This is a genomic window from Salipiger bermudensis HTCC2601 (genome assembly GCF_000153725.1).
Taxonomy (GTDB): Bacteria; Pseudomonadota; Alphaproteobacteria; order Rhodobacterales; family Rhodobacteraceae; genus Salipiger; species Salipiger bermudensis.
In genome coordinates this window covers 845201-859694 of the sequence record NZ_DS022276.1, presented here as the reverse complement: position 1 = coordinate 859694, position 14494 = coordinate 845201, and the positions used below count along the sequence as shown (strand labels likewise).

Annotated in this window: 17 protein-coding genes and 1 tRNA gene; 15 read left to right on the top strand and 3 right to left on the bottom strand. The window is 65.1% G+C overall.

The genetic code is table 11. The features are described 5' to 3' along the window. The first annotated feature begins 69 nt into the window (after positions 1 to 69). The 6 genes from hydA (at position 70) to R2601_RS04130 (ending at position 5690) form a co-directional block, all read left to right on the top strand. Positions 70 to 1524, top strand: coding sequence for a dihydropyrimidinase (gene hydA / locus R2601_RS04155; protein WP_007794007.1), 1455 nt, complete (start codon positions 70 to 72; stop codon positions 1522 to 1524). A gap of 205 nt (positions 1525 to 1729) precedes the next feature. Further along, complete coding sequence (locus R2601_RS04150) at positions 1730 to 2521, top strand: ABC transporter ATP-binding protein (RefSeq protein ID WP_040545118.1); 792 nt, start codon at positions 1730 to 1732, stop codon at positions 2519 to 2521. After that, positions 2508 to 2951 carry a GNAT family N-acetyltransferase gene (locus tag R2601_RS04145; RefSeq protein WP_224886648.1) on the top strand — a complete coding sequence of 148 codons (444 nt, stop codon included), beginning with the start codon at positions 2508 to 2510 and terminating at the stop codon, positions 2949 to 2951. Before R2601_RS04150 ends, R2601_RS04145 begins: the two co-directional genes overlap by 14 nt. Next, complete coding sequence (locus R2601_RS04140; protein ID WP_007793999.1) at positions 2948 to 3808, top strand: ABC transporter permease; 861 nt, start codon at positions 2948 to 2950, stop codon at positions 3806 to 3808. Before R2601_RS04145 ends, R2601_RS04140 begins: the two co-directional genes overlap by 4 nt. Continuing rightward, positions 3805 to 4644 (top strand): ABC transporter permease, encoded by an 840-nt coding sequence (locus tag R2601_RS04135; RefSeq protein WP_007793996.1) that lies wholly within the window; start codon positions 3805 to 3807, stop codon positions 4642 to 4644. The genes R2601_RS04140 and R2601_RS04135 overlap by 4 nt, the downstream gene beginning before the upstream one ends. 53 nt (positions 4645 to 4697) lie before the next feature. Continuing rightward, on the top strand, positions 4698 to 5690 hold the full coding sequence (locus R2601_RS04130) for an ABC transporter substrate-binding protein (RefSeq protein WP_007793992.1): 993 nt from the start codon (positions 4698 to 4700) through the stop codon (positions 5688 to 5690). A gap of 348 nt (positions 5691 to 6038) precedes the next feature. On the opposite strand, the gene R2601_RS04125 is transcribed toward R2601_RS04130, so the two are convergent. Then, complete coding sequence (locus R2601_RS04125; RefSeq protein ID WP_007793989.1) at positions 6039 to 6401, bottom strand: hypothetical protein; 363 nt, start codon at positions 6399 to 6401, stop codon at positions 6039 to 6041. A gap of 94 nt (positions 6402 to 6495) precedes the next feature. Here R2601_RS04125 and R2601_RS04120 point away from each other — a divergent pair, with 94 nt between their 5' ends. Further along, positions 6496 to 7230: a Crp/Fnr family transcriptional regulator gene (locus R2601_RS04120; protein ID WP_007793986.1), complete on the top strand. Its 735-nt coding sequence runs from the start codon at positions 6496 to 6498 to the stop codon at positions 7228 to 7230. Positions 7231 to 7243: 13 nt separating this feature from the next. Here the strand turns inward: R2601_RS04120 and R2601_RS04115 are convergent, their stop codons facing one another. Further along, entirely contained in the window at positions 7244 to 8266 is a 1023-nt protein-coding gene (locus R2601_RS04115; protein WP_040544345.1) for a LacI family DNA-binding transcriptional regulator, read from the bottom strand. Positions 8267 to 8403: 137 nt separating this feature from the next. On the opposite strand from R2601_RS04115, the gene R2601_RS04110 reads away from it, so the two are divergent. After that, a tRNA-Arg gene (locus R2601_RS04110) sits at positions 8404 to 8480 on the top strand. Positions 8481 to 8782: 302 nt separating this feature from the next. After that, positions 8783 to 9697, top strand: coding sequence for a helix-turn-helix domain-containing protein (locus R2601_RS04105; RefSeq protein ID WP_007793980.1), 915 nt, complete (start codon positions 8783 to 8785; stop codon positions 9695 to 9697). A 39-nt stretch (positions 9698 to 9736) separates the two neighbouring features. Here R2601_RS04105 and R2601_RS04100 read toward each other — a convergent pair whose 3' ends face one another. Next, positions 9737 to 10939, bottom strand: coding sequence for an IS256-like element ISPebe1 family transposase (locus R2601_RS04100; RefSeq protein WP_007792467.1), 1203 nt, complete (start codon positions 10937 to 10939; stop codon positions 9737 to 9739). Positions 10940 to 10996: 57 nt separating this feature from the next. Between R2601_RS04100 and R2601_RS04095 the strand changes: the two genes are divergently transcribed. The 6 genes from R2601_RS04095 (at position 10997) to R2601_RS04070 (ending at position 14334) form a co-directional block, all read left to right on the top strand. Then, complete coding sequence (locus tag R2601_RS04095) at positions 10997 to 11383, top strand: hypothetical protein (protein ID WP_040544344.1); 387 nt, start codon at positions 10997 to 10999, stop codon at positions 11381 to 11383. 161 nt (positions 11384 to 11544) lie between these two features. Continuing rightward, complete coding sequence (locus tag R2601_RS04090) at positions 11545 to 11826, top strand: hypothetical protein (RefSeq protein ID WP_007793977.1); 282 nt, start codon at positions 11545 to 11547, stop codon at positions 11824 to 11826. A gap of 750 nt (positions 11827 to 12576) precedes the next feature. After that, positions 12577 to 13131 (top strand): hypothetical protein, encoded by a 555-nt coding sequence (locus tag R2601_RS27250; RefSeq protein ID WP_007793974.1) that lies wholly within the window; start codon positions 12577 to 12579, stop codon positions 13129 to 13131. 6 nt (positions 13132 to 13137) lie between these two features. Continuing rightward, positions 13138 to 13374 (top strand): hypothetical protein, encoded by a 237-nt coding sequence (locus tag R2601_RS27245; RefSeq protein WP_007793971.1) that lies wholly within the window; start codon positions 13138 to 13140, stop codon positions 13372 to 13374. 40 nt (positions 13375 to 13414) lie between these two features. After that, positions 13415 to 13768 carry a transposase gene (locus R2601_RS04075; RefSeq protein ID WP_050768405.1) on the top strand — a complete coding sequence of 118 codons (354 nt, stop codon included), beginning with the start codon at positions 13415 to 13417 and terminating at the stop codon, positions 13766 to 13768. Further along, positions 13768 to 14334: a hypothetical protein gene (locus tag R2601_RS04070; RefSeq protein ID WP_007793967.1), complete on the top strand. Its 567-nt coding sequence runs from the start codon at positions 13768 to 13770 to the stop codon at positions 14332 to 14334. The genes R2601_RS04075 and R2601_RS04070 overlap by 1 nt, the downstream gene beginning before the upstream one ends. The last annotated feature ends 160 nt before the right edge of the window (positions 14335 to 14494 follow it).

Below are 14494 nucleotides of genomic sequence, written 5' to 3'. Positions count from 1 at the left end.
CCGGATATTTCCGGCCAGAAGAAGACAGAAGAAGACCGGGGGGCGCCCCTGGGACAGGGAGCAAGAGACATGACCACAGTCATCAAGAACGGTACCATCGTAACCGCGGATCTGACCTATGCGGCGGATCTGCTGGTCGAGGGCGGCAAGATTGTCGAGATCGGGCCCGACCTCAAGGGCGACGAGGTCCTCGACGCCACCGGCTGCTACGTGATGCCGGGCGGGATCGACCCGCACACCCATCTCGAGATGCCCTTCATGGGCACCTACAGCGCCGATGATTTCGAAAGCGGCACCCGCGCGGCGCTGGCGGGCGGCACCACCATGGTAGTGGATTTCGCGCTGCCGAGCCCGGGGCAGGGGCTGCTCGACGCGCTGCAGATGTGGGACAACAAGTCCACCCGGGCGCATTGCGACTATTCCTTCCATATGGCGATCACCTGGTGGTCCGAGCAGGTCTTCAACGAGATGGAGACCGTGGTGAAGGAGCGTGGCATCACCACCTTCAAGCACTTCATGGCCTACAAGGGCGCGCTGATGGTCAATGATGACGAGCTCTATGCCAGCTTCCAGCGCTGCGCCGAGCTGGGTGCCATCCCGCTGGTCCATGCCGAGAACGGCGACGTGGTCGCGGAGCTCTCGGCCAAGCTGCTGGCGGCCGGCAACAATGGCCCCGAGGGCCATGCCTATTCGCGCCCGCCGCAGGTCGAGGGCGAGGCCACCAACCGCGCCATCATGATCGCAGACATGGCCGGTGTGCCGCTCTACGTGGTGCACGTCTCCTGCGAGGACAGTCACGAGGCCATTCGCCGCGCCCGGATGCAGGGCAAGCGGGTCTGGGGCGAGCCGCTGATCCAGCACCTGACCCTCGACGAGAGCGAGTATTTCGACAAGGACTGGGACCATGCCGCGCGCCGGGTGATGTCGCCGCCGTTCCGCAACAAGCAGCATCAGGACAGCCTGTGGAACGGGCTTGCCTCCGGCTCGCTGTCTTGCGTGGCCACCGATCACTGTGCCTTCACCACCGACCAGAAGCGCTATGGCGTGGGCGATTTCACCAAGATCCCCAACGGTACAGGCGGGCTCGAGGATCGCATCCCGATGCTCTGGACCTATGGCGTGGGCACGGGGCGGCTGACGCCCAACGAGTTCGTCGCGGCGACCTCGACCAATAGCGCCAAGATCCTCAATTGCTACCCGCAGAAGGGGGCGATCCTGGTGGGGGCCGACGCCGACATCCTCGTGCTCGACCCGGAGAAAACCAAGACGATCAGCGCGTCCACCCAGCAGTCGGCGATCGACTACAATGTTTTCGAGGGCAAGGAGGTCAAGGGCCTGCCGCGCTACGTTCTGACCCGCGGCCGCGTCGCGGTGATGGATGGCGAGATGCAGCCCGAGCCGGGCCACGGCAAATACGTCCAGCGCACGCCCTCGGGGGCGGTGAACAAGGCGCTGTCGTCGTGGAAGGAGTTGACCGCGCCACGCCCGGTCGAGCGCAGCGGCATCCCCGCCAGCGGCGTCTGAGCGGCGCCGGCCGATGGGCAGGGCGACTCCGGTCCGGAACCGGGACAGGGTCGGTCTATCTGCCACATCGGCTGCACAAATTCCCGCGTCAGGATTGCCTCGGTCCGTGTGGCCGGGCGATCCTTCGGACGGATCTGCGCTCTGCCGGCATAGCTGCCGGCGCGGCGCCGGACATATCTGAGGAACTTCTCGCGTGACCAACGCCATGCCCCAGCAAGCCGAGACATCGGTGATCTCCGCCAAGGCACTCAACCTGACCTTCCAGACCAATGACGGACCGGTGCACGCGCTGCGCGACGTGAACCTCGAGGTCGGGAAGGGCGACTTCGTCTCCTTCATCGGCCCATCTGGCTGCGGCAAGACCACCTTCCTGCGGGTGATGGCCGATCTCGAACAGCCCACCTCCGGCGAGGTGCTGGTCAACGGCGTCAGCCCGGAGGCGGCGCGCAAGGCCAGGGCCTATGGCTACGTCTTCCAGGCGGCGGGGCTCTACCCGTGGCGCAGCATCGGCGGCAATATCCGCCTGCCGCTCGAGATCATGGGCTACGACAAGGCCGCGCAGGCGGAGCGGGTGCGCGAGGTGCTCGAGCTGGTCGAACTGGCGGGCTTCGAGAACAAGTACCCGTGGCAGCTTTCGGGCGGCATGCAGCAGCGCGCCTCGATCGCGCGGGCGCTGGCCTTCGAGGCCGATATCCTGCTGATGGACGAACCCTTCGGGGCGCTGGACGAGATCGTGCGCGACCACCTCAACGAGCAGCTTCTGGCGCTCTGGGCGCGGACGCAAAAGACCATCTGCTTCGTCACCCACTCGATCCCCGAGGCGGTCTACCTCTCGACCAAGATCGTCGTGATGTCACCACGCCCCGGTCGGATCACCGACGTGATCGAGAGCCCGCTGCCGAAGGAGCGTCCGCTCGACATCCGCGACACGCCGGAATTCCTCGAGATCGCGCATCGGGTGCGCGAAGGGCTGCGGGCGGGCCATGCCTATGACTGACGTGGCCACCCCGCGCCGCGCCGGGCCCGAGGACGTGCCGGGCATCGCCGCCGTGCTGAACGGCTGGATCGACAAGACCGACTGGATGCCGCGCATTTACAGCGCAGACGAGATCGAAGGCTTCATCGGCGCCGCGCTGCCTCATCGCATCATCTGGGTCGTGGGCGATCCGATCGAGGGCTACCTCTCCTTCGATCCGAAGACCGCCAAGATCGGGGCGCTCTATTGTTCGCGCACCGGTGCGGGCTGCGGCAAGGCGCTGATGGAGGCTGCCAAGGCGGGGCGCGATTTTCTCTGGCTACACACCAACCCGCCGAACAGCCGGGCGCAGGCGTTCTACCGCCGCGAGGGCTTTGTTCCGGTGGGCAGCGAGATCCCGCCCGAGCCGCCAGAGACCGTGCCCGAGCTGCGCATGGAGTGGCGCCGATGAGAAACCTGATCCCCGTGCTGACCGTCGTCGCCGTGATCGTGGCGATCTGGTACGCCGCCGCGGTCTGGCTCAACGCGCAGTGGGTGCTCGACACCGCCGCGCGGCAGGACCGCGAGATCGGCACCTCCGAGCTGGTGCTCGAGACCTGGAGCCAGGACAAGCCACGGCTGCCGGCGCCGCACCAGGTGGTGACCGAGTTGTGGGAGACCACGGTCGAGAAGAACATCACCTCCAAGCGCAGCCTCGTCTATCACGCCTGGGTGACGCTGAGCGCCACGCTGGCGGGCTTTGCCATGGGCACGGCGCTGGGCGTCGCGCTGGCGGTGGGCATCGTCTATGTCCGGGTCATGGACATGAGCGTGATGCCCTGGGTGATCGCCAGCCAGACCATCCCCATCCTCGCCATCGCGCCGATGATCATCGTGGTGTTGAACGCGATGGGACTGTCGGGGCTGCTGCCCAAGGCGATGATCTCGATGTACCTGTCGTTCTTCCCGGTGGTCGTGGGCATGGTGAAGGGGCTCCGGGCGCCGTCGCGGATGCAGCTTGACCAGATGCGCACGTGGAATGCCACGCAGGGACAGGAGTTCCTCCGGCTGCGGCTGCCATCGTCGATGCCCTATCTCTTCGCCTCGCTGAAGATCGCCATGGCAGCAAGCCTTGTTGGCGCCATCGTCGGCGAGCTGCCGACGGGGGCCGTGGCGGGGCTTGGCGCGCGGCTTCTGGCGGGCAGCTATTATGGCCAGACCATCCAGATCTGGTCGGCGCTGTTCATGGCCGCGATCGTCGCCGCGGCGATGGTCGGGCTGATCGGGCTGGTGCAGCGGCTCACCCTCAAGCGGATGGGGATGGCATGATGTGGATCCTGCTTGGCCTGCTCGCCTGGATCGCCGGGTCGGCGCTGAATGTCTGGCTGGCACGGAGGCCGCGCAGCCGGGCCACCAGCCTCGCGGTGCCGGTGGTCTTCGGCGTGACCATCATCGTCGTCTGGGAGGCGGCGGTGCGGGGCTTCGGCATCTCCCCGGTGCTGCTGCCGGCGCCCTCGGTGATCGCGGCGCGCATGGCGAGCTCGGGATCGGTGCTGTGGGAGGATTTCGTGCAGACCGTGGTGAAGGGGGCGCTGACCGGCTACGTGATGGGCTGCCTCGCGGCCTTCGTCACAGCCATCGTGGTCGACCGCTTCGACTTTTTGCGCCGTGGCCTGCTGCCGGTGGGCAATTTCGTCGCCGCCCTGCCGATCATCGGCACCGCGCCGATCCTCGTCATGTGGTTCGGCTTCGACTGGCAGTCGAAGGCGGCGGTGGTGGTCATCATGGTGTTCTTCCCGATGCTGGTGAACACCGTAGAGGGGCTGCGCGACACCTCGGCGATGCAGCGCGACCTGATGCGCACCTATGCCGCCGGCTACTGGACGACGCTGCTCAAGCTGCGGCTGCCCGCGGCGATGCCGTTCATCTTCAACGGCCTCAAGATCGCCACCACGCTGGCGCTGATCGGGGCCATCGTGGCCGAGTTCTTCGGCTCTCCGATCCGGGGCATGGGCTTCCGGATCTCCACCAGCGTCGGGCTTCTGCAGCTCGATCTCGTCTGGGCCGAGATCGTCGTTGCGGCGATCGCGGGATCGGCCTTCTATGGCGGCATGGCGCTGCTCGAGAAGGCGGTCACCTTCTGGCACCCGTCGCAACGGGGCTGAACCAAAACAACAAACACCCAACAGGACCAACAAAGACCAACAAGGAGGTATCGATGAAGACACTCACCAAACTGGGCACCGCCGCCGCGCTGACGCTGGTCGCCGGCACCGCCCACGCCGCCGACGAGCTGTCGCTGCAACTCAAGTGGGTCACGCAGGCCCAGTTCGCGGGCTACTACGTGGCCGCCGACAAGGGCTTCTACGAGGAGGAAGACCTCGACGTGACGATCAAGCCCGGTGGCCCCGACATCGCGCCGGTGCAGGTGCTGCTTGGCGGCGGTGCCGATGTCATGGTCGACTGGCTGCCCTCGGCTCTGGCCGCACGCGAAAATGGCGCGCCGATCGTCAACATCGCGCAGCCCTTCAAGTCGTCCGGCCTGATGCTGACCTGTCTCAAGGAGCACGGCATCGAGAGCCCCGAGGACTTTCCGGGCCACACGCTCGGCACCTGGTTCTTCGGCAACGAGCTGCCGCTCTATTCGTGGATGTCCAAGCTCGGCTACGCGACCGACGGCTCCGAGGGCGGCGTGACGATCCAGAAGATCAACTTCAACGTCGATCCGCTGCTGCAAAAGCAGGTCGAGTGCGCCACCACCATGACCTACAACGAGTACTGGCAGGTGATCGACGCGGGCCTGACGCCCGAAGATCTGGTGGTCTTCAAGTACGAGGATGAAGGTATTTCGACCCTCGAGGACGGTCTCTATACCACAGAGGCCAACCTCGAAGACCCCGAGATGGTCGACAAGCTGACCCGCTTCGTGCGCGCCTCGATGAAGGGCTGGAAATATGCCGAGGAGAACCCCGACGAAGCCGCCGAGATCGTGCTCGAGAACGACGCCACCGGCGCCCAGACCGAGGTGCACCAGAAGCGCATGATGGGCGAGATCGCAAAGCTGACCTCCGGCTCGAACGGCGCGCTGGACCCGGCGGATTTCGAGCGCACCGTCGACGTGCTGCTCTCGGCCGGCGCCGACCCGGTGATCACCGAGAACCCGGGCGAGGCCGCCTGGACCCACGCGATCACCGACGAAGCGCTGCAGTAAGCGTCTGACGGTATCGGGACCATGAGAGCGCGCCTTTGGGCGCGCTCTTTTCCTTCGGCAGGGGGGAGCACGCCGATCCGAAAGGCCGACGGGTGAGGATCGCTCTGCGCCGGGGCCACGGCAGCCTCTCTTTGCCTGCCCACCTGTTGGGGCGGGCTGGCACCCGGCCACGACGAAAAAAGGGTGGCCGAGACGACCACCCCTCAATCAACTGAAATGGCCTGATAAAATTCCGGGGCGCACCAATCTGTTGGGGACAGGTTGGGTTGTGCGCTGGATCGCATCAAGGAACAGGGCGAGTCCTAGGCCGGACCTGTGACAGCCGCGTGACGATTCCGCGAAAACCGCCTAGCGGCCGATCAGCGCCAGCAGGTCGATTGTCCGGAACGGGCGGTGCAGCACCTCGAACCCGTCCGCCTCGCCGTGGAGCTCGGCCTCGTGCCCCATCAGCACGATGCGGGCACCGAGCGCGCGCAGCGCCTGTATCAGGGGCGACGAGACCGCCTCCTGAGGGCTCAGCGACACCACCGCGAGGCTCGGGGCCGACCCCTCCTGCAGCGAGACAAGCGCAGCCTCCCGGTCCGGCGCCGTGACCACCACGGCGTCGGGATGCGCGTCGCGCAGGATCGCCGCGATGTCGATGCCGACAAGCTGGTCGGTGACCGCGACGAGAAAAGAGGGGGCCGGCAGCGGGCCGTCAATACAGGTCATATCATCCTTTGGGGGGCAGGTCTGACCTGCTCTATGGAACAAAGCGGGGCGTGGCGCATTAAACTGCGACATACAGAACCCATGAGTTGCCCGTATGAAGATGATTTCCTGCCATGACTGCCCGCTTCAGGACTGCGGCCCCTTCATCCCGCACAGCGACGAGGAGAAGGACTTTCTCGGAGGCTTCAAGGCCGGTGAGATGGCGGTCGGTGCCGGCACGCAGATCCTCATGGAAGGGGCGAAGACGCCACAGCTTTTCACCGTGCTCGAGGGCATGGGGCTACGTGAAAAGACGCTCGAGGACGGGCGCCGGCAGGTGATCAACTTCGTGCTGCCAGGCGATTTCATCGGCCTTCAGGCCGGCATCATGGGCGAGATGAACCACTCGGTCGAAGCGGTAACGCCGATGCGCTGCTGCGTGTTCCGCCGCGAGGATCTCTGGCTGCTCTATCGCAACCGACCCGAGCTTGCCTTCGACCTGACGTGGATCGCCGCCGCCGAGGAATATTTCCTCGGTGAGACGGTAGCGACGCTGGGCCAGCGCGACGGCACCGAGCGCATCGCTTGGGCGTTGGTGAAGCTCTTCGTCCGGTTGCGGGGGCTCGGGCTCGAGGCCGAGCCGGGCACCGTGCCGCTGCCCTACCGCCAGCAGGATCTCGCAGATGCGCTCGGGCTTTCGCTCGTGCACACCAACAAGACGCTGTCGCGCCTGCGCGCGCAACGCATGGTGGACTGGTCGGACGGCATGCTCCGCGTGCCCGATCTCGAGGCATTGGCCGAACTGGCGGTGACCGAGATCGAGGCGCTGCCGCGCCGCCCGTTCCTCTAAGCGGTGGCGCGGGTCAGCGGCGCAGCGTGTCGCCGTAGCTGATCTTGGGCGTCATCTCGATGATCTTCTCGAATTCGGCGGTCGGATCGTTGACCCGCGAGGCGATGATCTCGGCGGCCTTCTTGCCGATCTCGGCCCGGCAGGCATCCATGGTGGCAAGCTTGCGCGGCAGACCTTGCAGCAGCTCGACCCCGTTGAAGCCAGCAAGACCGATGTCGCCGGGAATGTCGCGCCCCTGCTCGAGCAGGTAGAGCAGTCCGCCGGCACCGATCATGTCGTTCGAGTAGTAGAGGAAATCCAGTTCCGGCTCGCGCTCGAGAATGGCCTGCGTCATCTCGCGGCCCTTCGCCAGAGCCGAGCCACCGGAGTAGAACTCCTGCTCGACCACCTCGACGCCGCCCTTGGCGAGCGCCTCGGTGAAGCCTTCGAAGCGCTTCCGCGCGCGGTAGTCCAGCGGCATCTTGGTGCCGAGGAAGCCGATCTTCTGATAGCCCGCCCGCAGGATCGCCTTGGCCATCTCTCGCCCGGCGCGGCGATGCGAAATGCCCACCGCGGTGTCGATCGGATTGCCGTCGGTGTCCATGATCTCGACCACCGGGATGCCGCTGGCCTGCATCATCGCCTTGGAGGCCTCGGTGTGCTCGATGCCTGCGATGATCACCCCGGAGGGGCGCCACGACAGCATCTCGTAGAGCACACGCTCTTCCTTCTCGGGCTCGTAGTCGGTGACGCCGACCACCGGCTGCAGCTCGGTATCCTCGAGCACCGCCGAGATCCCGGCCATCACCTCGGGGAATACCATGTTGCGCATCGAGGGGATGATGACGGCGACGAGGTTGACCCGCTGGCTGGCCAGCGCGCCGGCGATCTTGTTGGGCACGTAGCCCAGCGTCTTGGCGGCTTCGAGCACCTTGGCGCGGGTCGCCTCGGAGACATCCCCACGGTTGCGCAGGACGCGGCTGACGGTCATCTCGGAAACGCCGGAGGCTTCGGACACATCTCTCAGGGTGAGCGGGCGGGGATCATCATCTGCCACGGAACTGGCCTCCTAAACGCAGTAACTGCCTGCGATGTTATCGTTTCTCCCGGGACAGGCAAGGCGCGTGTGCCGGGTGCGCAAAATTCGCGCAGGTGGATGACAAAGCCATCGTCAGGCGATAATGGGAGGAAAGCGGTCCCGTGGCTCAACTGGATAGAGCAGCCCCCTCCTAAGGGGCAGGTTGCAGGTTCGAATCCTGCCGGGGTCACCACTTTTCATATTTATATCAAACACTTACGCACCTTTGGTGCGCGCATCCTGCAGCTTCTTGCAGGATTTTCCGGCGGTTTTCGGCCCTGGATCGGGAGCATCCCGTACAAAACCCGTACAATCGGACCGGGCTGGCTCTGATTCAGCTGGGAGATGGGCAAAGAAAAACCTCGGTCCGGCGGCAACCGGAACCGAGGCAAATTCAAAAGCAGGCACGAAATTCTGCTTACCCAAGTATAGCGCATCGAGCCGCCCTGTCACAACGAAAATCCTGTGGAGCGACCTCCCCGATGGGAGGTTCGCATGACGCATGTGTTGACGCACCGCGGTCTGCCGGACGGGATGACTCGATGGGACCTCTACGGTCTCCTGGTGAAGGCGGCGAAGCACTTCGGCCTGACCGATACGATGCTCAAGTACCTGCGCTTCGCGATCTCCCGGACGCAGGATCAGGATTATGCCGCAGGCAGGATCTGCGCCCTATGGCCCTCGGTCTCGGAAACCGCATCGCAGCTGGAGGCGGACCCGCGCCAGATTGCCCGGGCCGAGGCGCGCTTGGCGGAGCTGGGCTTCATCGTGAAATCCAGCGCAGCGCGGTGTCGGCGCTACGGCGTCAGGTCGGAAAACGTCATCCGCTATGCCTTCGGCATCAACCTCGCCCCGCTCGTGGATCGGGCCCGCGAGATCGAGGCCGCCGCGCGGAAGGTTTGCTTCGAGAAGGAAGAGGCCAAGCGTCTGCGCCTTCATATCCCCAAGCTGTTGGAGCGGGTCCGAACCTCCGGGGACGCTTCCGCCGAAGAGGCCGCGGAAGTGATCCTGCCATCTCGCCGCCCTTCCCGCATCTGGCGCTACGCGCGGCTCAAGGAGATCGCCGACGGGCTGGAGGCGTTGATCGAGACGTTCGCTGACGCGTGTGTGGCAGTGGAAATGTCCGACCGGTGCGACGCGGATGTCGCACCCAGGGAAGGTAGAAAAACAAACTCAAAAAGAAGTAGCAGCGGGCAGCCCGAACCCCGACTGTCCCCGGCACAGTTCTGCATCCTCGCCAGCCCGGGCTTCGAAGATGCGGTTCGGCAGTACGCGCCCCCCGGTGTGCCCCCCGATTGGCGCACGATCCCCGCCGCGGCGAAGGATTGGGCGCAGGTGCGGGGCATCCCGGCTGGTCTCTGGCAGCGGCAGGTCGACTGCCTCGGGATGATGTCCCGGGAAGTGGTGTAGCTCCTCATGGGCCTCGCGCTTTCGAGCGGGCCGAGCTGGTCAGTCGCTCTGCGCTGCAGGCAGACTGACACCGAGATCATCGCAGACGGGCGCGAGCGTTTCCAGCGTCATGTATCTGGCGCGCTGGACTGTCCATTCCTCGGTCTGCTCCATGAGGATCGCGCCGACGAGGCGCCGGATCGAAGCCTCGTTCGGAAAGATGCCGACGACGTCCGTGCGTCGCTTGATCTCGCCGTTCAGCCGCTCGATCGGATTGGTGCTGTGCAGCTTGGTGCGATGCTGGGCCGGGAAGGTCATATAGGCCAGGACGTCCTCCTCGGCCGTGTCCATGAGCGTGGCCAGCTTGGGGAGCTTGCCGCGCATCTGGTCCGCCACGAGACGCCACTGGGCCTTCGCCGCCGCGTGGTCGGGCTGGGCAAAGGCCGTGGCGATGAATGCCGAGACCACCCGGCGGCTGTTCTTGCCGGCATGGGCGAGCGCATTGCGCTGGAAGTGGACGCGGCAGCGCTGCCAGGTCGTGGACAGGACCCGGGCGGTGGCGGCCTTGATGCCCTCATGCGCATCGCTGATCACAAGCTTCACGCCGCTGAGGCCACGGCGGACGAGATCACGCAGGAACTCGGTCCAAAAGGGTTCGGCCTCGGAGGCCCCGATCGCCATGCCCAGCACTTCGCGCCTGCCGTCGGTGTTGACGCCCACCGCGAGCGTGACCGCAACCGATACGATCCGGCCGCCCTGGCGCACCTTGAGATAGGTGGCATCGATCCAGAGGTAGGGCCATTCGCCCTCGATCGGCCGTGTCAGAAAGGCATCCACGCGCTCGTCGATCTCCTCGCACAGTCGGCTGACCTGGCTCTTCGACACCCCGGTGCCACCCATGGCCTGCACCAGGTCGTCCATCGATCGCGTTGAGACGCCGTGGACATAGGCCTCCTGGATCACGGCCGTCAGGGCCTTCTCAACAGAGCGCCGCGGCTCGAGGAACGAGGGGAAATAGGAGCCGGTGCGCAGGCGCGGGATGCGCAGTTCGACGCTGCCGGCCCGGGTCTGCCAGTCCCGATCGCGATACCCGTTGCGCTGCGCCAGGCGCTCGCTGGTCTTCTCACCATAGTCAGCACCGGTCTTGGCGCCGACCTCCAACTCCATCAGCCGTTCGGCAGCAAAGCCGATCATCTCGCGAAGCAGGTCGGCATCGGCGCTCTTCTCTACCAGCGCACGCAGGTCCATCATGGGTTTGGTCATCGGGGGCATCCCTCGGTTCAGGTTGGTGTCAGCAACCCGACCCTACCGAGAAACCCGATGGCCACCGAAAGCTACACCACGACCTGGGACCTCACCTGCCTCGGTCCGGAGAAGGCGGCCATCTGTCTTCTCGTCGCAGATCGAAATGCAGAGCGGGTCGGCAGTGTGCATCAGGTCGATGACCTTCGCCGCGCGTTCCTGGGCTTGGCGCGCAACACCGCTGCGCGTGGTTCCGCACTTCACGGTTTGATCGGAGAGCTTCAAGGCTTGCGGCGTCAATTGCACGACCGCGCCACCATGCCCGACGCTTCAGGTCATGCGCCGCGGAGTGGTGGTGAGATCGCCTCCCACACAGCAGGCGAGCCACCGCTTCGCAGCCGCCAGCGGCGGCTCCCAGAGGCAACGTGGCAGGTCTTCCGCGAAATGTCAGAGGGGGCCGAGTGATGGTCACGGGACGGAAATCAAGTTCACCCACGTCTTGCGACGCGGGAACAGGCGAGGGGGCTGCGCCCCCTTCGAACCCCCCGGCAGTTTCAGGAGCCAAGTATGCCGAGCAGTTGTCCCGATCAATCACCTTCCGGGTGTCCCAGTTTGAGAAGGACGCATTGGATGACATCGCACGTCAGGCCCGCCGCCCGCTGGCGGAGTTGCTGAGAGAGGCCCTGGGGATGGTGACGTCCGGCCACCGCACCAACGTCCCAATGGCGCCGCCGGAGCTGATGCGGGCCGTCGCTCGCCTCGAGTCCGACATGGACGAGGTCACGCGCGTTCTGCGGGCGGCTGAGGCAGATGGCAGCTATCTGGACCGCCTGGCGATCCTGAGCCTGCTGGTCGCCATCGATCGGAAGCTGGGCAAGCTGGCGCACCGGCATTGGAGCTGGCGATGATGGTCAAGTTCTTCGACCATGGTCAGGGCGAGGCCGCTCCTGCGGTGAAGTACCTTATCGAGGAGGTGGTGGTAGACTACGACCAGTACCGCCAGCCCAAGCGCGACGCGGCTGGCAGAATCAAGCGTGTGCGCCGCTCGATCTCGCCCGAGGTTCTGAAGGGGCACCCGGAGCGCATGATCGACCTCGTGGACGCGGTGCCGCATCGCTGGCGATACAAGTCTGGGGTGTTGAGCTTTGCCGCCGAGGATGCCCCGACAGAAGCGCAGCAGCGCCAGATGATGGAGGCGTTCGAGGCCTTCGCTTGCCCAGGCCTGGCCCATGACAGCTATCGGATGTTGTGGGTGCGCCATCTGCACGCAGGTCGCGTGGAGTTGCACTTCCTCATGCCGCGGATGGAGCTGCGGACGGGAAAGTCCCTCAACATCGCGCCGCCGGGTCACGAGCAGTCGTTCCTGGCTTTCATGGATTTGCACAACCGCCTGCATGGCTGGGCCGATCCCATGGACCCGGCGCGGGGACGCGACGTGAAGACCATCACCGAAGCGCCAGAACGGGTGCAGACACGAGAAGCGGTCCACGAGTGGGTAAAGGAGCAGGTCGGTCTTGGGGCGATCCATGACCGCGATACGCTGCTCGAAGCGCTAAAGAGCGTCGGCTTCGCCATCCCGAGAGCGGGAGGCGATTACGTGACCGTCGCCGACCCTGACCAGCCAAGGAACAAGTGGCGTTTGAGAGGAAGGTACTTCCATGACGACTGGACCGCAGAAACAGCTCAGCCCCCGCATCCGACAGAACATGGAGCAGATGCTGGAGGCTCAGCTCGACTCGCTGCAATCCCAGTTGAAGAGCTCGAACGACGTGTTGCGGCAGACTGCGCAAAGCGCCGTGCGTACAATCTCGGACGATTTGGAGTGTCTTCACGACCTGTCCCGCAAGAGCACCCGGGACCTGAAGGACGAGGTGGCGCAGCGAAGGGCCGAGATCGAGAGCCTGATGCAGGAGCTGGAGCAGCAGCGCCTGAGGCACGGCCAAATCGTGACGCGGAGGGCGGTGGCCCTGATCCTGTCGGGGATCGCCCTCGCCGGGTTGATGGCGGCCTTCAGCGCGTTCCTGGGCGCGAAGGTGGCGACATTGCCGCCGCCCGAGCCACAGATCCAGCTGATCCCGGAGCAATTGACGGGCAGCCGGACTATCCGTGGCGTCGGCGGTTTGGGACAGGTGATCCTCCTGCCGCCGGGGCTGTCGCCCGCAAGCTGCCCGATCGGCGCAGGAACGAACCGAACCTGTCTGACGATGGAGTGATCCCAGATGACCCTGACACCGCTCGAGAAAGAGTTGCTCGCCTGCGTCGAAGAATTGGAGAAGAGCGTCTCCGCGTGCATGCAGCGGCAACTCGAGCAAGAGAAGGCGCTCGCCGAATTGCGGAGCGAATTGAACGCCTCGTTGTCGACCTTGCACGGCGCCTTGGAGGCCGGGCGCCGACCGCCGGAACGCACCGAGCCAGAGGAGCGCAAGCGGACCGGGTTCATTCGCAGACGTACCTGACAGCAGGCACCGAGCCAGAGCAGTGAAGGTGGAAAAAGGAATGACAACGAAACCTGTGCGGGGGAGAGCGGCAAGACCTTCATACCCGGCCGAGACAAGGGCAAGCGCGGTCCAGGAGGTCCTGGATATTCAGGATGATCACCCCTCCCTCTGGGCTGCCGTCTCCGAGGTGGCGCCACGCATCGGATGCGCGCCGAAGACCTTGCTGGAGTGGGTTCAGGACAGTGGTCTGTTAGAGACCGTTGATCCGGTGCTTCTATCCAACCGGAAGCGTCTCGCTGCGATTTCAAAGGCCGAGCTTGAGCTGGAGAACCAGCGGCTGCGCGCCGAGAACGACGTGTTGCGACAGGCCTGCCTAATCTTCGCCCGCGGCCCGGCGGGGGGAGGCTTCTGATGGCGCATTGGTACACGGCGGACCTGCATTTCGGGCATGAGGCGATCATCAGATTCTGCAAACGTCCGTTCCGCAGCGCCAGCCATATGGACGGCGCGCTGCTGGAGAACCTTTGGTCCAAGGTCGGCCCAGAGGACGATCTATGGATCGTGGGTGATTTTGCCTGGGGAAAGCGATCTGACGATGAGGCCTGGCTACACGGCATCTTTCAGCAGCTACCAGGTGCGCGGCGTCATCTGGTCATCGGCAACCATGATGGCGCTGCGACACGTGCGTTGCCCTGGGACAGTATTGGCCATCTCGCGCAAGTGGAGGATGCGCCAAAGGAACCGCCTCTGACCCTCTGCCATTACCCCATGATCACCTGGGAGCACGCCCGGCGCGGCGCGCTCCAGCTCTTTGGTCATGTCCATGAGAATTGGACAGGGACGAGGAACTCGGTGAACGTCGGGGCGGATGTCTGGGACTATTGTCCGGTGCAATTCAAGGCGATCAGCCGTCGTGCGCGCAATCTTCCGGTGAATTCACATTGGAAAGACGCCGAGCCGCGGTCTGCCGGCGCCTAGAAGCCTCAGGTCGGTCCAAGCACACCGAGCTCTGGCTGCAGCGCCATCGGCACTGACTCAGTAAGTTGCCAGGTCACGGTGATTGGCTTATCGCCCTAGTGGGCCAGGAAGCGTGGCTTCCATAAAGCCGTCAGCCGGTCTACTTATCTTCTCAAATCGA